This window comes from Rhizobium sp. BG4 (assembly GCF_016864575.1).
Classification (GTDB): domain Bacteria; phylum Pseudomonadota; class Alphaproteobacteria; order Rhizobiales; family Rhizobiaceae; genus Rhizobium.
The window spans coordinates 388,308-412,047 of the sequence record NZ_CP044127.1 but is presented as its reverse complement, the minus strand read 5'-3'; the positions used below and the strand labels follow the sequence as shown (position 1 = coordinate 412,047).

Genomic DNA, 23,740 nt, shown 5'->3' with positions numbered 1-23,740 from the left:
AAACGAAGATGAAGATCACCGACCTGCGCTGCGCTGTTATCGGCAAACACCCCATCGTCCGGATTGTGACCGACGAGGGCCTCTATGGCCTCGGCGAGGTGGAGTTTACCAAGACTTACCTCAAGCCATGGGTATTGCATTTTCGCGACGCTCTGATCGGTGAGGACCCCACCGACGTCGAAAGGGTGATGCTGAAGATCCGCCAGCGCGGCTCGTTCAAGCCATATGGCGCGGCCGTGAGCGCCATTGAGCATGCATTGTGGGATATCGCCGGCAAAGCGGCTGGCGTGCCGGCCTACAAGCTGCTTGGGGGCAAGGTGCGAGACAAGGTGCGCGTCTATAATGGCTCGGTGCGCCGGAAGCGTTCGGGTGATCGGCCGGAGGATTACGCCGCCGACGTCAGATGGATGATGGAGCAGCCGCAGAATTTCTTTATGGTCAAGCAGGGGATCTCGTTCCACTCCAATATGAAGGATACGGTCGAGGATTTTCATTATGGTGTGACGCAGACCAAGGCGGGTTACCACGGCGCGATGGATCAGGGCGTCATCAGCGAGCGCGGCTTCAACAATATGCTCGACTGCGTCATCGCAATGAAGGAAGTGCTTGGGGACAAAGTCAGCCTGGCGCTTGATTGTGGCCCAGGCTGGATGTTGCCGGATGCGATAAAGTTTGCTCGCGCGGTCGAGAAATACAATCTGATGTGGCTGGAGGACATGCTGACAGGCGACTATGTGCCCTGGGTCAATCCTCAGGCCTACAGGGAGCTGACCACCTCTACCTCGACACCGATTCACACCGGCGAGCAGATCTATCTCCGTCACAACTTCAAGGAGCTGATCGAAACGCAAGCCGTTCGTGTCATCGGGCCTGACCCGGCTGATGTCGGAGGTATCGCGGAACTGAAATGGATCACCGAACACGCCTATATGCACTCAATCCTGATGGCCCCACACGGAACGGCAAACGGGCTCCTTGGTCTCGGCGCGTTGATCAATGTGTGCGCGACGCTGCCGGCAAATTATGTTGCCTTTGAATATCCGACCGCCTCGGATCCTTGGTGGGAAGATCTGATCATTGGCTTGCCGGAAGAGATCGTGAAGGACAGCATGGTGGATCTTCTTGAGACGCCAGGCCTCGGTCTCGACATCGACGCGGAGAGCGCGAAGAAATACCTCAAGGAGGAAGATGCAGGATTTTTCGACCTGAACTGAAATGTCATCAGCGCGAGCAACGACCAGGCGAAAAATAGCCTTCAACGAACGTGTCACCCCAAATTTCTCGGCCCCGCTGGCAGGTGTCTGAAGCAGCCAAGTCTTCTGCTGGAAGATGGGTGGGCAGGTGAGCGACTGGTTCATTGCAATGTCTGGCCGCCTTGAATTAAATCATAGAAGGAGGAAAAGATGCTCAAAAGGACGCTCGGCCGGCAGGGTCTGGAAGTCTCGGCTATTGGTTTTGGCTGCATGGGTTTGAACCATCACCGCGGTCCCGCGATGCGCTCAAGCGATGCGATCACTTTGATGCGAACGGCATTCGATCGCGGAGTGACCTTCTTCGATACCGCCGAAATCTATGGTCCTTTCACGAACGAGGAACTCGTAGGGGAGGCTCTCGCACCGATCCGCGACCACGTCGTGATTGCCACAAAATTTGGCTTCAGGGACGGGCGATCAAGCAATGGCCTTGACAGCCGGCCGGAGAGTATCCGTCGGATGGTCGATGCCGCGCTTGTCCGGCTTAGAACCGACCACATCGACCTTCTCTACCAGCACCGTATCGATCCTGACGTTGCGATGGCGGATGTTGCAGGAACGGTCAAGGATTTGATCGACGCCGGTAAAGTCTTGCACTTTGGGCTATCGGAGGCCGACGATGAAGCTATCCGGATAGCTGATGCGGTCCAGCCGGTTGCCGCCGTGCAGAGTGAGTACTCCCTGTGGTGGCGCCGCCCCGAGGCGAGCGTTCTTTCGACCGTCGAAGAATTGGGGATCGGGTTCGTAGCCTATAGCCCTCTGGGACGCGGCTTCCTGTCGGGGACGATGGGGCAAAGCACGAACTTCGCGGCCGACAACGATCAGCGCAAGACAAATCCCTATCTCTCAGCTGAAAATCGCGCGGCGAACCAACCGATCATTGATGCGATCCAGGCAATCGCGGAGGAAAAGCGGGCGACCGCTGCACAGGTTGCGATCGGTTGGTTGCTGGCACGGAAGCCATGGATTGTTCCCATTCCCGGAACGACGAAGCTGCAAAGGCTCGACGAAAATCTCGATACGCTTTCCCTTGAGTTCAGTGAAAGTGATCTGGAGAAAATCGATCGCCTGTTTTCGACCATCACGGTTCACGGTGAGCGCTACGCCAGCGCTCCTGCGCCAACGGCCGAACGATAGAGCGCCGGTTCCCGTCGCAGCCTTACAGAGCCATTTCAGGCTGCCATGTCCTATCGGCAAACGAGACATCTTACGCCGATGAGCCGCCGCCGCTGATCGTCCTTCTATCCAAGTGGGGAACTGTTACCGTCCGGAGATAATTCTGCAGATGTTTTGAGCCCCGTGCCTGTCACGTTTGCCCAAGCGTCTCTATAACCTCTAAGCCAGGCCGCATAGCGGTCAGGTCGACCTTGATAAGGGTTTGCAGACAGTAAGGCCCCATTTCGCGCGCTCAAACAACCAGCCTGCTCGGCGTCCTTGGTTTCCCTCATCAAGCTCATAAGGATCTCCACAAAAGCAAGATTGATAGAAAAATCTGGTTGATGTCCAACGTCGGTACTTCTCCCGCTGCCAATGTCAAGTGGCAGAGGCCGCGGGATTGGCGTCCAACCGCTGCAGGCCTGATCGTTCGCCAGAGCTTATAAAGTGGGTCTTCAACCATGCGTTGTCCATGATCGATTGCGTCACCCTTGCCATTCTTTGCGGCTTTCAACCCGTCGGCTCCCCGGCACCAAGCGGGCACAACAGCCAGTTGCCCTATCTCGCCGGATCGGAGAAGCTATACGTTGCCTCCAGCTTCCAGGGACCACCTTGGTAGTGCCATAGCTGATACCCAATCATGTTCAATGTCTTCGGCTCAAACTCATCGCGGAGTTCGTCGAACAACAGGTTGGCCTTTTTCGTGTCGACCCCGTTTTGCACGGTAATGTGCGGCCGCCATGGCTGAAGGTCCTGCGGGCAAAGCCACGGCTGAAAGCTGCGTCGCAAGGCAGCGCGAATATTGTTGAGCTCGTCGGAGGCGACCGCGAAGGCGACGCCACGGCCGAGGTGGTATATGCCGGTCGTTGTCACGGTCGCAGGCACGACGTCTGCTGCCAGGGCTGCGAGTGTCGTACGGATGTCTGCGAGGCGGATGTTATCGATTTGATGAAACATCGTCAGATGCGCGCGCAGAAAGTTGCGGGGACTGGGAAAGTGCCTTTTACGCAAGGCTTCAAACGCTGCGAGATCGTCATCGGGGAATGCTGCGGTCAGGATCATAGCATCGAGATAGATTGACGCAGTTAAAATACAAGCAGGGGCATCTCAGAGAAGCGCGCAAAGGCGCTCAGTGCGCTGGTCTGGCCAAACAAGCTACCAGCATCGCTCGGCGATCGATCGCCGGTGGAGAGATGAACGCCAAGTCGACACCACCATGAGGCTGTCGGGGCACGGCGCCGCCCGCTGCCGGGACCGGAGCGAAGAATGCAGGTAGCCGAGAAGGCAGGCGATCCTTACCACCCACAGACCTCCCTGTGCAATTAGCGCTTTAATGTTGCCACCGATCGCCACGAAACCGAATCTCGGTCGGCGCGTTTTGAGCAGGCAACATGACTGGAGTGGCGGATGGATCGCCTGTCGGCAGGATACGACGAGATTGAACGTGAAAAGCAGGGAAACGCCATACCGCGTCCGATCTCTGATCATGGCGTTATCGGTGACCTCGCAACACTGGCCTTGGTCGCCAAGGATGGGGCGATCGATTTCATGTGTTGGCCGAACTTTGACAGTCCGACAATCTTCGCGGCGCTCCTCGATCCCGAAAATGGTGGAAACTTCGAAATCTCGCCGAATATCGCTGATGCCAGGGTGGTCCATCAATACCGTTCAGACACCAATGTTCTCATCACCCGTTGGATGGGCGCTGATGCGAGTGCGGAACTTACTGATTTCATGGCCGTCAACAATGGCGTAGCCGACACAGCGACGACGCTCGCGCGGCGTCTGAAGGTCACGCGCGGCAAGGTCCAGTTCACGATGCGCTGCGCGCCGCGTTTCGACTACGCCCGGCAAAAGATGGGCGCTATCGTGAACGGCAAAGCGGCATCTTGGGAGCCCTCAGCTTCCGTTCAGGGATTTCGTTTGTCGTCGAACACTGGCCTTTCCGCGGATGGCGCCGACGTCGTAGCTGGCGGTCTCCTGATGGCCGGAGAGACGGCAGATTTCATCCTTGCAGCTGTCGATCAGCGTCTAATCGAGATATCGGAGATTGATGGTTTCGAGGACGCCACCATTGCCTATTGGCAGGATTGGGCTTCGCAATCAACCTATCGCGGCCGATGGCGGGAGATGGTCAACAGATCCGCGCTGACGCTGAAGCTGATGACGTCAAGGCGCCACGGCTCGATTGTTGCAGCGGGAACTTTTGGTTTGCCCGAAGCGCCCGGGGGTAGCCGCAATTGGGATTATCGCGCGACATGGATCCGGGATGCATCCTTTACTATTTACGCCTTGATGCGACTTGGATACCAGCAGGAGGCCGAGGCTTTCAACGGCTGGATCGGCAAGCGCGCTATGAGATGCGGTTCCCGAGGCAAACTTGATATCATGTACGCCGTCGATGGTGGGCAAGTGCCGGAAGAGGTCAGTCTTGACCATATGCGGGGCTATGGCGGAGCGCGTCCGGTTCGCATCGGCAACAAGGCATCCGAGCAGTTCCAGCTTGATATCTACGGCGAGCTTATGGATGCGATCTATCTCAGCAACAAATACGGTCACGCCATATCTCATGACGGCTGGCGTGGCGTGCGAGACGTCATCGACTATGTGTGCGAGCATTGGCAGGATGCCGATGCGGGTATCTGGGAAATGCGCCGGGAGCCGCAGCATTTCCTCCATTCCCGGCTGATGTGCTGGGTGGCGGTTGATCGCGCGATACGCCTTGCGAGCAAGCGCTCGCTGGCTGCGCCTTTCGCCAAATGGATCGACGTGCGCAATGATATCTATGAGGACATCTGGGCCAATTTCTGGAATGAGGAAAACGGACATTTCGTTCAAACGAAGAATGGCGATAGCCTCGACGCATCCCTGCTACTGATGCCACTGGTGCGCTTCGTCAGTGCGACAGACCCGCGATGGCTGGCAACTCTTGACGCGATCGGGCGAACACTTTCTGACGACGGCGTCGTCTATCGCTACAAGAGCGCCGACGGTTTGCGCGGCCGGGAAGGTGCTTTCTCGGCCTGTTCTTTCTGGTATGCAGAATGCCTTGCGCGCGCCGGCGACCTGAAGAAGGCGCGGCAGGTATTCGAGGCGGTCCTCAACTACGCCAACGATCTCGGTCTTTATGCCGAGGAGTTCGATGTCCGCTCTGACCTGATTGGCAATTTTCCGCAAGCTTTTACGCATTTGGCGCTGATCAGCGCAGCCTATTATCTCGACCGTGAGCTTGATCGACGAAACGACCAAGAATGGCGGCCGTAAGCAATGGCGGTTGCGGATCCCGGCGTGCGAGCAGAAATCAATAGCCATCTGTCGAGCGCACGTTCAATAGCAGTGCCGGGCCGACTGGCCGGAGGATCCGGCTTGATCCGTGAGCACGCCACCCTGTCTTGGAGACTGCTGACCGCTCTGCGCGGCCGTCCCTTGCGAGCGACCGGTGCAAGGGAAAAAGGAGATCACGCTCGCCCGCGTGATCTCCAATTAAAACTGCTCCACGCCCCCGCAAAGCAGTCGATGCCAGAGAGGAACTGACAAGCTGAGACTGAGGCGGTTTGGTTAATGCAGCGTTAATGAACGACAACATGATTTTGCCGCTGTGAACAGCGCTGAAAAACAAAAACGCTTCATCGCATGGGTCAGCCGTGCGTCAACTCATGTGCCATCGACGGTTCTGCGAACATCTCTTGCTTCATCAGCACTCAGCGACATTGACCGCATCGACCGACGCGGCGTGCATGGCAATGGCAGGATGACGGGCAACTATTTGCCCGTCAGGAACGCGCGCCAGCCTCCAAATGCCGTAATGTCGGCACTGTTGCTCACTGCAGATGCTTCAACGAGGAAGCCCTTAACACTGGACCCATCGGCCAAGGCGATCGTCCCGATCCCTAAGGGGGATGGTATCTCGGCGACGAAACTTCCGAACGCCTCAGCAGACAAACGCCAAACCTCCACGTCGATTTCGCCGCCTTCTCCATCACGGATGCGAAGCAGGCCGGGCTTCGAAGGCTTCTGAGATGTCAATTCGAACAATCGGTACGCATCGGATGTCTTTGCGGTGCGCACAAAACGCGCGTCCCTGGATGTGAGTTGGGCATTGAGAGGCATGCCGCTCAGATGAGCTCCGACCACCGCAATTTCAATTTGGCCACGCGCGGGTGGCGCCACAGCAGCGGTCTTTGGAAGCGTCCAGCCGGTAGCACCCAGCGTTAGGCCGCTCGCCTGGTGAAGCCTCCGCGCCACGGCGCCAGCGATGCCGTCCTGGCCAGCTGGCGCAAGCAGCGTCACGCTCGATGGCAGGCCGTCGCGGCGCCGGCCACAGGGTACGGCGATGCCGCAGAGACCGAGCAGATTGACGAAATTCGTGTAGGTGCCCAGCCGCGAGTTCTCGCGGATCGGTTCGGCTTCCAGCTCGGCGACAGTGAAGTGCCGCGGTGCCGTCGGCACGCAGAGCAGATCGACCGAGGCGATGACAGGCGCGAGCTGCTTTTTATAGGCCTGAAGCGCGTAGAGGCCGCGGAAGGCGTCCGAGGCGGAGAGCGTCCTGGCGCCGCCATAAATCTTGCGGGTCACCGGATGGAGGCTCGCTTCCTTCGCATCAAAGAATTCCTTGACGGCGGCATAGCGCTCGGCGACCCAGGCCCCCTCGTAGAGCAAATCGGCGACCTTATAGAAATCGTGGAAGGGCAGTTCGGTGATCGCGTAGCCCATCCCGGCGAGGTCATCGAGGCTCTTGTCAAAAGCTTCAGCCATCGCCTCGTCGCCAAAGAACCGCAGATCGGCACGCGCCGGCACGCCGATTCTCAGAACCGGCGGCAGCGCCTCTAGCGCAAGCGGGCCGTAATCTCTCGAATAGGCGTCGGTTTCATCTGGCGCGGCCGCAGCCGAGAACACGCACCATGCATCGTCGACCGTCAGCGCGAAGACCGAGACGCAGTCGAGCGTGCGGCAGGCGGGAGTGACGCCCGATGTCGAAAGCGCGCCGAGGCTCGGCTTCAAGCCGACGATGTTGTTGAGGCCGGCGGGAATGCGGCCGGAGCCGGCTGTATCGGTGCCGAGCGCGAAGCTGACGATGCCCTGGGCGGTGGCGACCGCCGATCCGGAAGACGAGCCCCCTGGCACAAGCTTGGGATCGATGGCGTTGCGCGGTATCGGATAGGGCGAGCGGACGCCGACGAGGCCAGTGGCGAACTGATCAAGATTGGTCTTGCCGACGACGATGGCACCGGCCGCCTTCAGCCGGGCAACGACGGTCGCATCCTTTTCGGGCGTATAGGCATAGTCGGGGCAGGCGGCGGTGGTCGGCATGCCGGTGACGTCGATATTATCCTTGACGGCGAAGGGGATGCCCCAGAGCGGCTTTGCCGACGGGTCGAATGTGCCGAGTGCCGCTGCTTGGGCGAGCAGATCCGCCTTGCTGGCAATTGAGATGAAGATGCCCGGATCGTTTACCGCCGCGATGCGGGCGAAGACCGCCTCGATCACATCCTCAGCCTTTCCGCCGTCGGCGTAGAAGGCGTGCAGTGAACTGATATCGAAGGCTGGTACCGTCCTCATGCCATTTCCTCTTCCAAAATCCTCACCGGCCTGTCCCACTGGATCAGGACCACGCATCCGGTATCGCTCCACACGGAATGCTCGGTGCCTTCGGCATTGACGACATAGCTGCCGCGGCCGTAGTCGCCCGCCTCGTCGGATTGCGTGCCGTCAAGAACGAAGATCGTCTCCAGACCCTCATGCCGGTGCCGGGGGACGGCTGCTCCTGCCTCGTATTTCAAGAGCGCTATCCCCGGCTGGTCCGCCTCGAACCTGCGGATCCAGTGTATCTCCACCCCGTCACGGAATGGCTCGAAGGCCAGTTTATTCCAGCCGCCCAGCGTCAGCATCTCGCGCGTCGTTTCAGGCATCGGCGATCCCTTTCAGAATATCGTCCACATGGGCGGTCCAGCCGACGATCGCGCCCTGGGCGCGGATCATGTCGATTGCCGCCTTTTTGAATTCGGGGAAATAGCTTTCGGTCGCCTCCTCGGCGAGCAGGCACTCGTAGCCGCGGTCATTGGCTTCGCGCATCGTCGTCTGCACACAGACCTCGGTGGTGACGCCGGCAAAGACCAGCTGGCTGATGCCTTCCTCTTTCAGGATGTCGCCGAGCGGCGTTGCATAGAATGCGCCCTTGCCGGGCTTCTCGATAACGATCTCGCCATCGACGGGTGCAAGCTCAGGGAGAATTGCTGTTCCCGGCTCGCCTGCGATCAGGATGCGGCCCATCGGACCGGCATCGCCGATCCTCAGCGACGGGCTGCCGCGATCGCGCTTTGCCGGCGGCAGATCGGAAAGATCGGGCTTGTGGCATTCCATCGTGTGAATGACCGGCAGTCCCGCCTGGCGGAAGCCTTCGATCAGGCGCTTGACGTCGGGAATGATCCTGCTGATCCGGCTGACATCGTTGCCGAGGCTGGCGCCGAAGCCGCCGGGCTCGGCGAAATCACGCTGCATGTCGATGACGACGAGGGCCAGTTCGCCCGGTCTTGCCGGGAAGGCAAATGGTTCTGCCGCAATGCCGACCATCAGTGATGTCCTGCCATATGGGCGCCGATCACGCCGATGTCGGCACCGCGGGCTGGCGTTTCGTAAACCAGCTTGCCTTCCGAGATGACCATAATGCGATCGGACATTTCCAGGAGCTCGTCCAGATCTTCCGACAGCAGCAGCACCGCCGTTCCGGCGTTGCGCGCCTTCATGATGCGGGCTCGGATATCGGCGACAGCAGAAAAGTCGAGGCCGAAACAGGGATTGGAGACGATCAGGAGATCGACATCGCCGGTCAGCTCGCGGGCAAGCACCGCACGCTGCACGTTGCCGCCCGACAGAGCCGCGATCGGCGAGGCGGACGAGGCGGTCTTCACCTTGAAATCGGCAATCAGATCGGCGGCGCGCTTCTTCATCTGTCCCTTGCTCAGCCAGATAGCATCGCCGCCGCCGTCCTTGAGATCGAAGGTGCGGAAGGCAAGGTTCTCGCTGACGGTCATCTTCGGGGCGCAGGCGTTCTGCAGCGGCTCTTCGGGGATGAAGCGGACGTTGTGCTGGCGCGTTTCCGGCCGGGTGGCGCCGTAGCGGCTGCCCTTGACGGAGACGCTGCCTGCTTCCAGCGGGCGCTGCCCTGCGAGAATTTCTGTCAGTTCCTTCTGGCCGTTGCCGGATATGCCGGCGATCCCGAGGATTTCGCCCGAGCGGACGGTGAGCCTGTCGATCTCGATGGTCTTGAGGCCGGAGCGATCCGGTGCCTTGGCGGCCTCGACGGCAAGCACCATCGGCGCGCTATCGGAAACCGGTGTGCGGGCGTCGAGCTCGGCAAGCTTGACGTCGCCGATCATCATCGCCGCCATATCGGATATCGAGAGCTCGCCGATCTTGCCGCTGCCGACCAGCTTGCCGCGGCGCAGGATCGAGACGGCATCGGCAAACTTGGTCACCTCGTGGAACTTGTGGCTGATCATCAGTACGGTCAGCTCGCCGCGCTCTGTCATAGCGCGCACGAGCCCCAGCATCTCGTCGGCTTCGGCCGGGGTCAGCACCGATGTCGGTTCGTCAAGCACGATGAAGGAGCGGCCGAGATAGAGCTGCTTGACGATCTCAAGCTTCTGCTTTTCGCCGGCCGCCAGCTCGCTGACAGGGCGTTCGAGCGGGATCTTGAACGGCATGCGTTCCATGAAGGCCGCAAGATCACGGCGTTCCTTGGCCCAGTTGATGACTGCGGGCACTTCGGCTCCGCTGATCACCAGGTTTTCGGCGCCGGTTAGCGACGGCACCAGTGTGAAGTGCTGGTAGACCATGCCGAGGCCATAGGCAGCCGCATCCCGGGGCGAGGCGATCGCAGCCTCGCGGCCGCCGACCGATAGCGAGCCCGATGTGGCATGGTAGAAGCCCATGATGCATTTGACGAGGGTCGATTTGCCGGCGCCGTTTTCTCCGAGCAGCGCGTGAAAGCTGCCGGCAGGAATGCTGATCGAGACGTTGTCCAGTGCGGTGAACGACCCGAAGCGCATGGTCATGCCGAGGGTATCGATACCGATGGCCTTGCCGGCCTGGGGAAGGGGCGTGTCGCGAACGATGCTCACTTCAACTCTCCTTTTCAACGATGATGGCGACGGGACCGCCGCCGGAGGGACCCTGGTGTTCGGCCCCGCCGGAGACATAGAGATCGGTCATGCCGAAGACGCCGGCGAGCACGCCGCCGACGAAGGCGCGGGCATGGCGTGTGCCTGATATGTCGGAATCGTCGAGCATGGTGTGGCGCAGACCACCGACCTTTCCCGACGGGTCGGGCTCAGCCTTGGCGAGCACCGCGGTGAGACGGGCACTGGCGGGCAGACGATCGCGTGCCTTTAGCACGGAGGATGTGTCGATCGCATTCTCCATCACGGCATGGTCGATCGCGAAGGGACCGGACCAGCCGTTGCCCATGCCGAGCACGACGATTTCATGGTCAAGCAATTCGACGCCGCCGGAGGTGGATGCGCGGCGAGAGAAGATGGCGTAGCGCGTGCAGATGTCGGCGTCGGCAATCGAACCTGGGTCGGCCTCGCCGAGGGCGACGGCGGCACCGAGGGCGGAGGCACCGCGCGACAGGCCCATCGATTTCAGCGTGTCGCGGGTCGCGACCGCCTCGCCTTCGTTCTCGGCGACGCCAACGCGGGCCAGCGTCAGAAGCGGGCATTTGATCTGGACGAAATGCACGTCCCTCGGGTCATCGATGCCGGCATCGCGCATCGCCGCCTTCACACCGTTGGCGACCATCAGGATCTGCTGGCGGCGCCCGAGATGGTGGAAGGGAAGGACCGGCGTACGTGCGGTGCCGATCGCCAACGCGCGGCCCGCCGGCGCCTCGCTCTTTTCGCGGGAAAAGACCGTCCAGTGCGGCGACAGCGCGCCCTCCGTGCCGCCGGACATGACGAGGCAGACGCCGGTGACGCCATGCCTCGCGAACAGCGCTTCGAAGCTGCGGCTGGCAAAGCCGCGGGTGAAGTCGTTGACGCAGCCATTGCCTTCCGTCTTGCCGAGGATGGCAACGACGCTTTCCGGCCTCAGCCCGGCGGCAAACAGCGCCTCGACGCCGGAGACGTCGTCGGGGCCGGCTGCCGCAACGCGATAGACATGGGCACGCATTGAGGACATCAGGGCAGCGCCTCGATCAGAGTGTTCGAATTGGAGACCGAGCCGAACACGCCGCCCTGCATCTTCACCATCTTGATGGCGGCGAGATGATTGCCGTAATCGGTGGCGCCGCAGCAGTCTTCGAGCAGCAGGCATTCGAAGCCGCGGTCGTTGGCTTCGCGCATGGTGGTCGAGACGCAGACATCAGTGGTGATGCCGGTCAGGATGATGTTTTCGATACGCTTCTGGTTGAGGATCAGCTCCAGGTCGGTGGCGCAGAAGGAACCCTTGCCGGGCTTGTCGATGATCGTCTCGCCGGCGACCGGGTACAGTTCGGGGATGATGTCCCAGCCTGGTTCGCCACGGGTGAGAATGCGGCCGCAGGGGCCGGGATCGCCGATGCCGGCGCCGATGCGTTGCGAACGCCAGCGCTTGTTGGCCGGCAGGTCGGCGAGATCGGGCCGGTGGCCCTCGCGGGTATGGATGATGTGATAGCCCTTGGCACGCATGGCTGTAAGCACCGCCTTGATCGGCTCGATCGGTGCCTGGACCAGCGACAGGTCGTAGCCCATGTGATCGACATAGCCGCCCTTGCCGCAGAAATCGGTCTGCATGTCGATGATGATGAGAGCGGTATTGTCGGGTCGCAGCGCGCCATTATACGGCCAGGGATAGGGGTCGGCGGTGATGTAATGCATCTTGGTCTCGACCAGAGTGTCCATCGTCTTGTCCTATTCGGCAGCGGGTTTGAGGGTTTCGCCGTAGCGGCGTGCCGGCGTGTCGAAGCCGCAGGAGGTGCCGTCGGTGACCTTGATCTGGTCTTCCCAGGGCAAGCGGTAGCGGCCGGCGATCAGGTCGTGCATGTAGCTGTAGGGCGCGTCACCGGCGCCACCCGATACCGCGACATAACCGCGATGGCCGAACTGGTAGATGTTGTTTTCGACACCCCAGCCGAGACGTGCCTCTCGGACGAGATCGGGACGGACCTCGGCGGTGATGATCTCGTTGACGCGGCCGGATGTGCCGTGAGCGATGATCGTGCCGTCGAAATTGCAGATCATGCCTTCGCCCATGGAATCGAAGGTGCCGTCGGAGCCGCACATGCAGACACTGGCGGTGACCATGAGATTGCAGAAGGCGTTGGACTGGTTGGTGAACTTCCAGCTGTCGCGGATCGGCGCGGTATAGCCCGCCGTGCGGATCATGATCTCGGCGCCCTTGTAGGCGCATTCGCGGGCCATTTCCGGGAACATGCCGTCGTGGCAGATGATCAGCGCAAGCTTCGCGCCCTTCGGGCCGTCGATCACGGGAATGCCAAGATCGCCGGGCTCCCATGGCTCGATCGGGACCCAGGGATGCATCTTGCGATAGTAGAGCTTGAGCTCGCCCTGATCGTCGATGACGATGCCGGAATTGTAGGGCATGCCGCCGGGGTTCAGCTCCATGATCGAGAAGCAGCCCCAGATGGCGTTGTCGCGGCAGGCCTGCTTGAAGGCGGCGACTTCAGGACCGTCGAGGCTGCACATGATATCCGGATTGATGTCCATCGACAGGCCGTGCAGGGCATATTCGGGGAAGACCACGAGATCCATGCCCGGCTGATTGCGTCTCGCCTTGCCGACGAGATAGACGATCACCTGCGTCTGGCGCGCAAGGTCCGCCCTGGTGACGGTGACCGGCAATTGCAGCTGGACGAGGCCGATGCCGACACCGTGCTCCGATTTGTTCAAACCGCCTAGGCCATTCATGGCTGGGCTCCTTTCTGGTTCATTTCGTCAGTGACAGGGCGCCCGGCGCGCCCGTCAGCGAGCGGTTGGGCGACGAGGTGGCGATCAAGATGGCGAGCGTCAGCACGTAGGGGGCGGCGTAGAAGAGGTAATAGCCCTGCGTGACGCCGACCGACTGCAATGCCGGACCAAGCGCACCGGCGCCGCCGAAGAGCAGTGCCGCAAAGAAGCAGCCGATCGGGTTCCAGCGCGCGAAGATGACGAGCGCGACGGCCATCAGGCCCTGTCCGGAGGAGATCCCCTCGTTCCAGGAGCCGGGATAGTAGAGCGACAGATAGGCGCCGCCGATCGCTGCCAGCGAGCCGCCGGTGGCCGTGGCGAGCAGACGGACGCGGTCCGGATTGATGCCCATGGCACGCGCCGCATCGGTACTGTCGCCGACGACCCGCAGGATCAGTCCGACGCGCATGTTCCGGAACGCCCACCAGAGCAGGAATGCCAACGCGGCGCCGATGACAAACAGCACATTGATGTTCAGGGCGGCCTGTATCTGCGGGCTCGCCGACCAGAAGCCAAGCGGGATGGCCGGCAGGCGCGGGGCAACCGGCTGGATGAACGGCTTGCCGAGGAAGAAGGCGAGGCCAAGCCCGAACTGCATCATGGCGATGCCGATGGCGATATCGTTGACCTTCGGCCATTTACAGATCCAGCCGTGCACCAAGCCGAAGATCGCGCCCGACCCCATCGCGGCGAGTACGCCGAGCCAGGGAGAACCGGTCATGACGGCGATGGCATAGGCGGTCATGGCGCCGAAGACGAGCGTGCCTTCGAGGCCGAGATTGATGCGGCCGGAGCGTTCGGTGATCGTCTCGCCGAGACTGACGAAGATGAAGGGGTGGAGACGCGGATCGCGCCGGCCAGGATTGCAAGCGGAACACCCCAGATGCCGATGCCTGAACTTTCCATCACTGGTTCCTTTTCCAGAGGTCCGGATTGAAGATCTTGAAGCGGCCGTAGAAGGTCTCGCAGAACAGGATGACGATGAAGAGCGTGCCCTGGAGGACGAGAACCGTGGCGTCCGGCAGGCCCATGCGCCGCTGGATCAGACCGCCCGAGGCATCGATGCCGCCGAGCAGGATGGCAACGGGGATGATGGCCAGCGGATTATGCCGCGCAAGGAAGGCGACGAGGATGCCTGTATAGCCGTAGCCGGCCGCAAGCGAAGCATTGGCGCCGCCCTGGACGGCCGCCACCTCGATCATGCCCGCCAGTCCGGCAAAACTCCCGGCGATCGCGGTGAAGCCGGTGATCAGCCTGCCGACCGGCAGGCCCTGGATCTGGGCGGCGCGGACGTTGCCGCCGGCGATGCGCGCGGCAAAGCCGTAGCTGGTCGCCTCGATCAGCAACCAGGAGAGGATGCAGGCGGCGATGCCGATCGCCAGACCCCAATGGACGTCCATGCCGGGGATCTTGCCGAGCATGTATTCGGCCGGTAACGGCGCGGTGGATGGCTTGTTGAGACTGGCCGGATCGCGCAGCGGTCCCTCGACGAACTGGTTCATCAGGGCAATGGCGATATAGGCGAGCAGCAGCGAGGAGATCGTCTCGTTGACGCCGCGATAGTGGCGCAGGAAGCCGGCAAGGCCGATCCACAAGCCGCCTGCAACCATTGCCGCCAGGCCCATCAGGATCAGCGTCGGCCAGACCGGCGCAAAGCCGACGAGTGGCAGAGCGATCGCCGCCGCTGCGACCCCTCCGAGCACGACAGCGCCTTCGCCGCCGATGATGACGAGGCCGAGACGGGCGGGAAGTGCTACGCAGAGTGCCGTCAGCAGCAGAGGGGAAGCTCGGCTCAGGCAGTTCTGGATCGAAAACCAGCTGCCGAAACCGCCGGTATACATCAGCTGGAAGAGCATCGCCGGCGACTTGCCGATGATGAGGATGAAGAGGGAGAAGAGCGCGAGCCCGATCAGGATGGCCACGAGCCCGATGGCGACGGGCTCGGTGCGCCGCGCCAGCCATTCGATGGCCGGGCGCAGCGAGGCGGGCTTGGCAGGAGCGGCTGTCATTGCGGGATCGTGGGTCTCGACCGTCATGGCACTTCTCCCTTCAATCCATCAGGCGGTGGATCCGACGACGCCCTCGACCAGATAATCCATGCTCTCGAGCTCGATCGCGTCCTCGGCGAAGCTCTTGCCGCCGGCGATCACCTCGTTGCCCTTGTTGTCTTTCATCGGGCCCTTGAAGACCGAGAAGCCGCCCTTCATGATTTCCGCATGCGTCGCTTCGAACGCCTTGCGGCCTGCCTCCGGCACTGCCGGTCCGAGCGGGCTCATCTTGACGAAGCCGTCCTTCAGGCCGCCGCGGACGAAGTTGGCGAGCTTTTCGCCGGCCTGGGCCTTCTTGACGAAGTCGGTGTAGACGTTGCCCCAGGCCCATTCGGCGCCGGTCAGGTATTTTTCAGGAGCCAGCGGGCTCTGGTTGGCGTGATAGCCGCAGACGAAGGCATTGCGGCCAGCCGCCGTCTCGACGACGACCTTCGGGCTATCGACATGGCAGGTGATGACGTCGGCGCCCTGATCGATCAGCGCGTTGGTCGCTTCCGCTTCCTTGACCGCCAGCGACCACTCGCCGGTGAAGATCACTTGGCAGGTGATAGTCGGATCGACGCTGCGGGCGCCGAGCAGGAAGGAATTGATGTTCTGGATGACCTGCGGGATTGGTTTGGCTGCGACGAAGCCGATCTTCTTGCTCTTCGTCGTATGGCCGGCGGCGATACCGTTCAGATACTGGCCCTGGCCGATATAGCCGAAATAGGAGCCGGTATTCTTCGGATGCTTGCCCTCCTGCCAGAGGCCGCCGCAATGGCGGAACTGGATATCCGGATATTTGGCGGCCATGGCCAGCATGTGCGGATCGAAATAGCCGAAGGAGGTCGGGAAGAGCAGCGTTGCGCCGTCGAGGTTGATCATCGATTCCATGGTCTTCTGAACGTCTACGGTCTCGGGGACGTTTTCTTCTTCGACGACGGTGACGCCGGGGATCGCCTTGACGACGGCGGCACCCTCGGCATGCGCCTGGTTGTAGCCGTAGTCATCCTTTGGGCCGACATAGATGAAACCAATGGTCAGAGCATTCTGGGCGAGCGAGCGTGACGCGGTGAGGCCGGTAACGGTTGCGGCGAAGGCGCCGGCAGCAGTAGCAGTCAGAAATTTGCGGCGGTTCATGGGAAGGAGGTCGGTCATTGCAGGCTCCTTGACGGCTGGGCCGATAAAAAGGGTTACGAAAAAGTGTATGCAATGGCCGTGCCAGTTCCTAAGTCATTGAAAAGAGGAGTTGAAAATCGACATTCAGCCGCACCTGATAAAAGTGTATGCACTTTCGTTCCATAAAATGATGATTTTATAATCAAAACAGGTTCCATGGTGAAAATTACGCCTTCTGCGTAACGTCTTTCGAACTTCGATTCGTGGACGAGTTTTTAAATCCCTGAATTATCTAGATATTTGACTATCTCGTAAATCTGTATCATCTGTATGCAGATTGCTGAGAGAAGGCAGGGCGTTGCCGCGGATACGAAAAAGAGAGGTCATTAGAGCCGGTAACACCGTCGAACAGATGGTGAGGGCAGTTGCCGATCTGATTGTGACGGGAGAACTGCTACCGGGCGAAAAGCTCGATGAGGGCTCGCTAGCCGACCGCTTTGCCGTCTCCCGCACACCGGTGCGCGAGGCTTTGCGCGAACTCGGGGCGATGGGGCTGGTTGCCCGCGAGCCCAACCGCAGCGCAGTTGTTGCAAATGTTTCCGGGCACTATCTTCATTCGATGTTCGAGGCGATGGCTGAGCTCGAGCGAATATGCGCCCGGCTTTGTGCCGAGCGTATGAGCGTTGACGAGCGCAGATTGCTCGAGCGCCAACACGAGGGTTCAAAGGTGTTGGTGCATCAGTTTAACGTGGATGAATACGCCGCGCATAACGCCGAATTCCACACCCGCCTCTATCGCGGAGCGCGCAACGATCATATCTTCGAGCTAGCGACTGCAACTCGTGCCAGACTTGCACCTTTTCGCAGCGCCCAGTTCCGCCTGCCTGACCGTTTGGCAAGATCATTTCAAGAGCACGATCTTATCGTCCAGGCAATCCTGAGAGCGGATGGAGCGGCGGCTGGCGATTATGCTTTCCAGCACGTTGAATTGGTCAGTAGCGCAAGCAGCGTCTTCGCAAGGGGCTGATATGTCGATGATGCGTTCTTTTTAGAATGGGTCACGCTGCAACCAGTCCGGTCCAAACAATCCGATAATGCTCTGACGAGCTCACCCCTCGGGTCGGAAGCGAGAGCGCATCAATGCTCCCGGGTCTAGATATCGGGTGAACTGATTGAGGGGACGACACGCGTCCGTCGTCTGCGGTTATCGTAGATAACAAAGCTGCCGAAGCACCGCGTGGACCTCGCGTCCAGGTCCATAATCTTCACGAACCATTGACGGGAGGCCCCTCAAAAACGTGATCAGTGCGATCATCGCGATGCCCCAGAAATAGGCCGCCGTTGATAGAGCGGCCGTGCGCGTGAGATCTCACCAGTGGATGGCTGGATGTCAGAAAAGGTCAGGTCACATCCTTGACTGTAGAAGGCGGTACCACACGTGTTTCACGCGGTTGGCTGCCGCGAGTCCGAAACACGAACTGCGGGAAGAGCTATTCATGATCTCTGTTTTCACAAAGCCATTTGCCGGCTTCCTTTTCGATATGGACGGCACGATCATCAACTCAGCAGCTTCAACTGATCGGGTTTGGGGCAGGTGGGCCGTTCGCCACGGATTAGATCCACATGAGCTTCTTGCGAAAATGCACGGATCGAGGTCGGTTGATACGATCCGGCGATTGAACCTGCCGGGGGTAGATCCCGAACGGGAAGCCGCGGCAATTGAAGCCGAGGAAGCTGATGACATCGAGGACGTGGTTGCCATTCCCGGCGCTCAGACATTCTTAAACAGTCTGCCGGCGCGACGGTGGGCACTGGTGACATCGTCTTCGAAGAAGCTTGTGCTGCGTCGACTGGAGGCTGCACAACTTCCTGTACCTGAGTTTCTCGTAACGGCTGAGGAAGTCGTGCATGGGAAGCCCGATCCCGAAGCCTATCTTCTCGGCGCCGAGAAGCTGGGTGTCAATGCAAGAGATTGCCTGATCTTTGAGGATACGATGCCGGGTCTGAACGCTGGCGAAGCTGCTGGGGGCAACATCCTGTTGATCAGCGCCGTTCATAATCCTCCCCTGGCAAGCAAACACGAGGCGGTCGACGACTTTCGGCAACTGAGAGCGGTTCCTTCCAACGACGGCGCTGTGCTTCGAATCGAAAAAATCACAGGCAGCAGTATTGCCGGTGGGTAAACGTTTGATGGCGGCCAGGCGCTCGACGCTGTCTCATCCGGTGCTCTGGTGTCGTTTTAAATCATGATGATCGCGCCTGACGTGCCGCGACGAAAACCCTTCTTGATCTCCTTTCAAATGGCACGGTGTCAGGCGTGTTGCGTATGAGATACACTTGCAAGCGGCTGTCACCAGCGTCATAGCTGTGCGTCGTAGAGGAGCCCACATGTCAAAGACAAGACTGTTCTCGCCTATCCGTATCGGGTCGCTCAACATGCGAAACCGCATCGTCATCGCGCCTATGTGCCAGTACTCGGCTGCCGACGGCGAAATGACTGACTGGCATCACATTCACCTTGGCCATCTCGCACTCTCGGGCGCGGGCATTCTTACGATCGAGGCGACAGCAGTCTTACCAGAGGGTCGGATAACCTACGGTGACGTCGGCCTATATTCCGATGGCTGTCAGGCCGCGATGGATCGTGTGCTGACCAGTGTCAGACGGTGGTCCAACATGCCTGTTGCGATCCAACTCGGCCATGCTGGCCGCAAGGCCTCGACTGAGAAGCCATGGCTTGGTGGCCATCAGCTGAGCCCAGGCGAAAAGAACGGCTGGAAGACCGCCGCTCCTAGCGCTGTTGCGTTCAAGCCTGAATACGATCCGCCTCAACAACTCGATAGAGACGGACTTAAGCGGGTGCGAGGTGCTTTTGCAGACGCCGCAAGACGTGCTGCCGCTCTCGGGATCGACGCTGTGCAGATCCATGGCGCACATGGCTATCTGCTGCATCAGTTCCTGTCACCACTGTCAAACAAACGCACCGACGAGTACGGCGGCTCGCTTGAGAACCGCATGCGGTTTCCCCTGGAAGTTTTCGATGTGGTCAGAGAGGCTTTCCCTTCCGACAAGCCTGTGACGATGCGCGTGTCGGCGACCGACTGGGCACAGGGGGGGTGGGACAACGCTCAGACCGTCGTTTTCGCCGAGGCGCTGGAGGGGAGAGGGTGCTCGGCAATCCATGTTTCGACCGGCGGGCTCTCGGCTCACCAGCAGATTTCAATCGGTCCAAGCTACCAGGTACCTTTCGCGCGCACCGTCAAACACGCAGTCAAGATACCTGTGATCGCTGTCGGTCTCATTACTGACTTCGAACAGGCGGAAGCCATATTGACAACGGGGGATGCTGATCTCATTGCGATCGCGAGAGCGATCCTCTACGATCCGCGCTGGCCGTGGCACGCTGCCGCGCATTTCGGGGAAACCGTTGATGCGCCCGAACAATATCTTCGCAGCCAGCCTCGTCAGTTCAAGGACCTGTTCGGTACGCCGGCGGGATGATTGCCGTAGGGTATTGCCACTCAGACCTTCGATGAGACCTCGCGGCAACCGAACTAACGCTTCTCCGGTCCCCGCCGTCCCCGCCAGCTGCAAATGTTTTCCCAAGCCAAGGCGATACCGGCTAGCAATAGGAAAACGGTCGGAATAGCGACTATCGGAATGGTCCAGACGCTGAGAGCACCGGTCAACCACCATAGCATCCATACTGCGTCAACCATCAAAAACAAGGCGACAAGAAATGAGATCGCTCTACGCATCACGCCCCATCTGACCATTTACATGAAAGTAGAACTTGGACGGCCTCCATGGGTTCCGGCCTGCGGGCATTGTCTCGGCTGCGATGCTGCGCAGCCAGGATCACGCGGGTGGCTATCGCGCCTGCGTGGGATCTGGCGTCAGCCGAAACGTTCGCCTGTCAAGCGCCCCGCTGTCGGCGGCACCCCGCACGGCGCCAATATTTCAAATTCAGTACCGATGAGGCTCCCTCGAAGCCGATCCGGTGGATCTTCCCTTATCGGTCGCTGCAGTTCAGGAATACAGAAAACCTCGCGCGGGCCTATGACGAGGCAGCGTATTTGGAGACCGTCATATTCCCATTCTCATGTGAACCCTCGCATTGATGACAATGGAACATCATCATCATCTACACGTTCCTCGCCGCCAGCAAAGGAGCAAATGATGATACGAGCAGAACAGATTACCGAGCACATGGAAGTCATCTCTCAGGACGGAGCGCATGTCGGCACGGTCGACCACATGGACGGCGACAGCCGCATCAAGCTTACCAAGACCGACTCCGACGATGGAAAACATCATTTCGTTTCCTTGGAATGGGTGGATCATGTCGATGAGCATGTGCACCTCTCCAAGAGCGAAGCTGATGTTCGCAGCGCATGGTCCGTCGAGGACTGACGACCTACAACGCTTGACGTGAAACAAACCCATGGGGCCGGGCCGTCCGGCTCCTCCTTCAAGCAGCTACGGGAACAGCATGGCAAGGATCGCGATCATCGGCTCGGGACCGACGGGGATCTATACTCTCAAGGGGCTCATCTCGCACCCGGCTGGACTTTCGATCACCGTCTTCGAGGAAAGTCCGGACCCCGGTAAAGGCACTCCTTACCATCCAGCCGTCAACGACAAGGCTATGTTGGCGAATATAGCGAGCATCGAGATTCCGCCGATCATTGACAGCCTCGTAGGCTGGCTCAGATCGCGGTCCAACGAGGAGCTACAGAATCTCGGCATAGCACGCGACGCGATCGGCGAGCGCGAGTTCTATCCCCGCATCGTTCTTGGTGACTACTTTGCTGCGCAGTTTTGGGAGCTGGTCAGGCGTGGCCATGCGGCGGGTCACACGATTGACGTCCGGGGAAGCTGCCGGATCGCCGACATCGCATTGAATGCGCATGATCTAACAGTCACGGCAACAAGCAGCGAGAATTCGCCTTGCCGGTTGAGCTTCGATCATGTTGTGATGGCAACAGGTCATGACTGGCCGCAGGATACGGAAACATCTCCGGGCTATTTTGCCTCTCCATGGCCCGCAGCTGCTATCAAGCGGATCAAGGCCGTCAAGGTCGGCGTTCTTGGAACGTCCCTCAGTGGCATTGACGCCGTGGTTTCGGTGGCGACGGCGCACGGGGTGTTCCTACGGGACGATATGGGGGCGCTGCTGTACCAGCCTTTGCAAGGTCGCGAGGACTTGCACATCACGATGATGTCGAGGAAGGGACTGCTTCCTGAGGCCGATTTCTACTGCCCTATCCCTTACGAGCCATTGGCTATATGTACACCGATGGCGGTCGAGCAGGCAGTACACGATGAACCGGACAGGCTTCTGGACGCTGTGTTCGATCTCTTCAAGCAGGAGCTTGCCCGTGCGGATCCTGATTTTGCTGCACGCATTGGACTGGCCCTTGCGACGGTAGAAGATATTTCCGATCGATACTTCCGCGAACGGACAGCCAGCGACCAGTTCGTATGGGCCGGCCGTGTTCTCGCACAGGCCAAACGGGATAAGATCGAGCGCAACACGGTTCCTTGGCGCTACGCTATCCTGCGCATGCATGAGGTCATTGCACGAGCCGTGCCGCACTTCAGCAACGGCGACCTGGGACGCTTCCATAAATATTTCAAAACGGTCTTCGTCGACGATTATGCGACGGTTCCACATGAATCCATTGAGCGGCTCTTGGCGTTGCACAATGCCGGGAAGCTAGAGGTGATGGCAACGGGTTCTGATTACACGATCGAAAAGACCGACGGTCAGCCGGGAGTCGAGCTGACTATCGCTGCTTCCTCGCCCATCCGTTTCGCGGCCTTCATTGACGCCACCGGGCAACATCCTCTCTCCGCAAAGGACATTCCGTTCGAGAGCCTCCGACGCCAGGACGTCATCCGGCAGGCTCAGACACCGACCAATAGCCTGGGTGGCGACGGGTGCGATCTCAGGCCCACAGGGGGGATCGACGTCGATGAAAGCTTCCGGCCGAAGTTCGAAGCGAACTTGACAAACCAGCTCTACTGCGTATCGGTGCCTTTCCTGTTGCACAAGCTGCCATTCGTCCAGGGCATAACATCTGCAAGCGATATGGGCGAGATCGTTTCTGAATCGATCAGGAGCGCGCTCGGGAAAGTTAGTCAGTTACTGCCATTCCCGGTTTCGACTGAAAGGCTAAATCGATCGCCTACACCGACGACGCCCACCGAGGATACGGTTGCATAGACGCCGAATGCTCGATGCCGCTTTCTGACGATGGTACGAAGCACCTCGGCATCCTCGTCAATTCCTTGTTGGGCGATCATGGTCATGCCGCAACGCTTGGCAACCTCCTTCACCAGCCCGCCGCCCCCAACGCCGACGTGGAACGATTGCCCTACCCAGCCCTGGTCATTGCTTTCAGTGCTGATCACCAGATTGGGCCGGAAGCGGCGTGTGTCGACAAAGCTTTTACCAAGTTCGAGCGATAAAGCGCGTAGGGATGATGTCGTTATGAGGTGAAGCGGGGTGACGTCGTACCTTGGTTTGAGGCAGACCGTCGACCCATTGGTGAGAGACACCATGGTTCCGGCAGCTCGTATGCCGCACCGGAAGCCCATGTGCTCGCTTACCAGTCTATCGAGTTCGCTTCCATGACTGGCCTCGTGCTTTCCAACTGAGACAACCACTGATGTACCTTCAATGCGTGCTGCCATCAGCAAAGCCTTGCGCCAACGAAGGTCGCTTTCGGGAGAGGCGACTTGACCGTTATCGAGGTCAACGAGAAGATGCGTCCTGTCCCCGGCTATGCCCGAGAGGCACATTTCGCCCGAGGTGAGCTTCTCGCCGCCCAAGCTCGATACCGGATATCTCCAAACTTCTATAACATGGCCAGCCATCAAACCTCTCGCATTTTCGCAGCAACCCATGCCGAGAGCTGCTACGACAAATGCGGACCAGGATAGTTCGTTCCTGCAGTGGCTTTCAAAATGTCCAAAACGTGTCGCAACGGTTGGCGCGCCGGCCTTTGGTGAGCCATGCAAGGCCATGGCGATGCGCACTATTCCGTTACGTTCCTTCTCGCCCTCATGCGGCCGGAAATGACAGCGGCGGCTCCTGTCATCGAACTCTGGTGATCCAATTGCTAAAGCATCGGTCGCTCTACTCAACCGCTGGACACCCAAACGTTCACGGATGCCACGGCATCCCGGATGAAGCCGTTGAACGCTTAATGGCCGGGCCCGACAAGATTGCTGCGAG

19 protein-coding genes and 1 pseudogene are annotated in these 23,740 nt (G+C 59.9%); 8 read left to right on the top strand and 12 right to left on the bottom strand.

All coding sequences use genetic code 11. From position 1 onward, the window contains the following. Positions 1 to 8: 8 nt before the first annotated feature. Both F2982_RS29655 and F2982_RS29650 read left to right on the top strand, forming a co-directional pair. Positions 9 to 1,214 (top strand): mandelate racemase/muconate lactonizing enzyme family protein, encoded by a 1,206-nt coding sequence (locus tag F2982_RS29655; RefSeq protein WP_203431209.1) that lies wholly within the window; start codon positions 9 to 11, stop codon positions 1,212 to 1,214. Between the two features lie 189 nt (positions 1,215 to 1,403). Further along, positions 1,404 to 2,390: an aldo/keto reductase gene (locus F2982_RS29650; protein ID WP_203431208.1), complete on the top strand. Its 987-nt coding sequence runs from the start codon at positions 1,404 to 1,406 to the stop codon at positions 2,388 to 2,390. Positions 2,391 to 2,966: 576 nt separating this feature from the next. On the opposite strand, the gene F2982_RS29645 is transcribed toward F2982_RS29650, so the two are convergent. Then, positions 2,967 to 3,470, bottom strand: coding sequence for a 2'-5' RNA ligase family protein (locus F2982_RS29645; RefSeq protein WP_203431207.1), 504 nt, complete (start codon positions 3,468 to 3,470; stop codon positions 2,967 to 2,969). Between the two features lie 345 nt (positions 3,471 to 3,815). On the opposite strand from F2982_RS29645, the gene F2982_RS29640 reads away from it, so the two are divergent. Further along, entirely contained in the window at positions 3,816 to 5,672 is a 1,857-nt protein-coding gene (locus F2982_RS29640) for a glycoside hydrolase family 15 protein (RefSeq protein WP_203431206.1), read from the top strand. A 498-nt stretch (positions 5,673 to 6,170) separates the two neighbouring features. On the opposite strand, the gene atzF is transcribed toward F2982_RS29640, so the two are convergent. From atzF to F2982_RS29590, 10 genes and pseudogenes are all read right to left on the bottom strand, one after another. Beyond that, on the bottom strand, positions 6,171 to 7,967 hold the full coding sequence (atzF, locus tag F2982_RS29635; protein WP_203431205.1) for an allophanate hydrolase: 1,797 nt from the start codon (positions 7,965 to 7,967) through the stop codon (positions 6,171 to 6,173). Beyond that, positions 7,964 to 8,317: a cupin domain-containing protein gene (locus tag F2982_RS29630; RefSeq protein ID WP_203431204.1), complete on the bottom strand. Its 354-nt coding sequence runs from the start codon at positions 8,315 to 8,317 to the stop codon at positions 7,964 to 7,966. The genes atzF and F2982_RS29630 overlap by 4 nt, the downstream gene beginning before the upstream one ends. After that, positions 8,310 to 8,978 (bottom strand): cysteine hydrolase, encoded by a 669-nt coding sequence (locus tag F2982_RS29625; RefSeq protein WP_203431203.1) that lies wholly within the window; start codon positions 8,976 to 8,978, stop codon positions 8,310 to 8,312. Before F2982_RS29625 ends, F2982_RS29630 begins: the two co-directional genes overlap by 8 nt. Beyond that, entirely contained in the window at positions 8,978 to 10,528 is a 1,551-nt protein-coding gene (locus F2982_RS29620; protein WP_112715953.1) for an ABC transporter ATP-binding protein, read from the bottom strand. The genes F2982_RS29625 and F2982_RS29620 overlap by 1 nt, the downstream gene beginning before the upstream one ends. Position 10,529: 1 nt before the next feature. After that, positions 10,530 to 11,585: a ring-opening amidohydrolase gene (locus F2982_RS29615; protein ID WP_130279540.1), complete on the bottom strand. Its 1,056-nt coding sequence runs from the start codon at positions 11,583 to 11,585 to the stop codon at positions 10,530 to 10,532. Further along, entirely contained in the window at positions 11,585 to 12,286 is a 702-nt protein-coding gene (locus F2982_RS29610) for an isochorismatase family cysteine hydrolase (protein ID WP_203431202.1), read from the bottom strand. Before F2982_RS29610 ends, F2982_RS29615 begins: the two co-directional genes overlap by 1 nt. 9 nt (positions 12,287 to 12,295) lie before the next feature. Further along, positions 12,296 to 13,312 carry a formamidase gene (locus F2982_RS29605; protein ID WP_130279539.1) on the bottom strand — a complete coding sequence of 339 codons (1,017 nt, stop codon included), beginning with the start codon at positions 13,310 to 13,312 and terminating at the stop codon, positions 12,296 to 12,298. Positions 13,313 to 13,331: 19 nt separating this feature from the next. Further along, positions 13,332 to 14,257 (bottom strand): annotated as a pseudogene (locus F2982_RS29600) (ABC transporter permease). Then, on the bottom strand, positions 14,257 to 15,387 hold the full coding sequence (locus tag F2982_RS29595) for an ABC transporter permease (protein WP_130279538.1): 1,131 nt from the start codon (positions 15,385 to 15,387) through the stop codon (positions 14,257 to 14,259). Before F2982_RS29595 ends, F2982_RS29600 begins: the two are co-directional and overlap by 1 nt. 21 nt (positions 15,388 to 15,408) lie before the next feature. Beyond that, entirely contained in the window at positions 15,409 to 16,536 is a 1,128-nt protein-coding gene (locus F2982_RS29590) for a BMP family ABC transporter substrate-binding protein (RefSeq protein ID WP_112715965.1), read from the bottom strand. A 319-nt stretch (positions 16,537 to 16,855) separates the two neighbouring features. Here F2982_RS29590 and F2982_RS29585 point away from each other — a divergent pair, with 319 nt between their 5' ends. The 5 genes from F2982_RS29585 to F2982_RS29565 all read left to right on the top strand — a co-directional run bounded on the left by F2982_RS29585 (position 16,856) and on the right by F2982_RS29565 (position 22,726). After that, positions 16,856 to 17,524 (top strand): GntR family transcriptional regulator, encoded by a 669-nt coding sequence (locus tag F2982_RS29585; RefSeq protein WP_130279537.1) that lies wholly within the window; start codon positions 16,856 to 16,858, stop codon positions 17,522 to 17,524. A gap of 469 nt (positions 17,525 to 17,993) precedes the next feature. After that, positions 17,994 to 18,680 (top strand): HAD-IA family hydrolase, encoded by a 687-nt coding sequence (locus F2982_RS29580; RefSeq protein WP_130279536.1) that lies wholly within the window; start codon positions 17,994 to 17,996, stop codon positions 18,678 to 18,680. Positions 18,681 to 18,885: 205 nt separating this feature from the next. Continuing rightward, entirely contained in the window at positions 18,886 to 19,998 is a 1,113-nt protein-coding gene (locus tag F2982_RS29575; RefSeq protein ID WP_130279535.1) for an NADH:flavin oxidoreductase/NADH oxidase, read from the top strand. Between the two features lie 678 nt (positions 19,999 to 20,676). Next, positions 20,677 to 20,910 carry a DUF2171 domain-containing protein gene (locus F2982_RS29570; RefSeq protein ID WP_112716171.1) on the top strand — a complete coding sequence of 78 codons (234 nt, stop codon included), beginning with the start codon at positions 20,677 to 20,679 and terminating at the stop codon, positions 20,908 to 20,910. Between the two features lie 79 nt (positions 20,911 to 20,989). Then, on the top strand, positions 20,990 to 22,726 hold the full coding sequence (locus F2982_RS29565) for an FAD/NAD(P)-binding protein (protein WP_130279534.1): 1,737 nt from the start codon (positions 20,990 to 20,992) through the stop codon (positions 22,724 to 22,726). On the opposite strand, the gene F2982_RS29560 is transcribed toward F2982_RS29565, so the two are convergent. After that, positions 22,642 to 23,649 (bottom strand): MOSC domain-containing protein, encoded by a 1,008-nt coding sequence (locus F2982_RS29560; protein ID WP_203431597.1) that lies wholly within the window; start codon positions 23,647 to 23,649, stop codon positions 22,642 to 22,644. The genes F2982_RS29565 and F2982_RS29560 overlap by 85 nt on opposite strands. Positions 23,650 to 23,740: the final 91 nt, after the last annotated feature.

Bases quoted from the DNA above. Each gene is read 5' to 3' on its own strand.
- F2982_RS29655 (WP_203431209.1), top strand. From the start codon at position 9: ATGAAGATCACCGACCTGCGCTGCGCTGTTATCGGCAAACACCCCATC.
- F2982_RS29650 (WP_203431208.1), top strand. From the start codon at position 1,404: ATGCTCAAAAGGACGCTCGGCCGGCAGGGTCTGGAAGTCTCGGCTATT.
- F2982_RS29645 (WP_203431207.1), bottom strand. From the start codon at position 3,470: ATGATCCTGACCGCAGCATTCCCCGATGACGATCTCGCAGCGTTTGAA.
- F2982_RS29640 (WP_203431206.1), top strand. From the start codon at position 3,816: ATGGATCGCCTGTCGGCAGGATACGACGAGATTGAACGTGAAAAGCAG.
- atzF (WP_203431205.1), bottom strand. From the start codon at position 7,967: ATGAGGACGGTACCAGCCTTCGATATCAGTTCACTGCACGCCTTCTAC.
- F2982_RS29630 (WP_203431204.1), bottom strand. From the start codon at position 8,317: ATGCCTGAAACGACGCGCGAGATGCTGACGCTGGGCGGCTGGAATAAA.
- F2982_RS29625 (WP_203431203.1), bottom strand. From the start codon at position 8,978: ATGGTCGGCATTGCGGCAGAACCATTTGCCTTCCCGGCAAGACCGGGC.
- F2982_RS29615 (WP_130279540.1), bottom strand. From the start codon at position 11,585: ATGTCCTCAATGCGTGCCCATGTCTATCGCGTTGCGGCAGCCGGCCCC.
- F2982_RS29610 (WP_203431202.1), bottom strand. From the start codon at position 12,286: ATGGACACTCTGGTCGAGACCAAGATGCATTACATCACCGCCGACCCC.
- F2982_RS29605 (WP_130279539.1), bottom strand. From the start codon at position 13,312: ATGAATGGCCTAGGCGGTTTGAACAAATCGGAGCACGGTGTCGGCATC.
- F2982_RS29595 (WP_130279538.1), bottom strand. From the start codon at position 15,387: ATGACGGTCGAGACCCACGATCCCGCAATGACAGCCGCTCCTGCCAAG.
- F2982_RS29590 (WP_112715965.1), bottom strand. From the start codon at position 16,536: ATGACCGACCTCCTTCCCATGAACCGCCGCAAATTTCTGACTGCTACT.
- F2982_RS29580 (WP_130279536.1), top strand. From the start codon at position 17,994: ATGATCTCTGTTTTCACAAAGCCATTTGCCGGCTTCCTTTTCGATATG.
- F2982_RS29575 (WP_130279535.1), top strand. From the start codon at position 18,886: ATGTCAAAGACAAGACTGTTCTCGCCTATCCGTATCGGGTCGCTCAAC.
- F2982_RS29570 (WP_112716171.1), top strand. From the start codon at position 20,677: ATGATACGAGCAGAACAGATTACCGAGCACATGGAAGTCATCTCTCAG.
- F2982_RS29565 (WP_130279534.1), top strand. From the start codon at position 20,990: ATGGCAAGGATCGCGATCATCGGCTCGGGACCGACGGGGATCTATACT.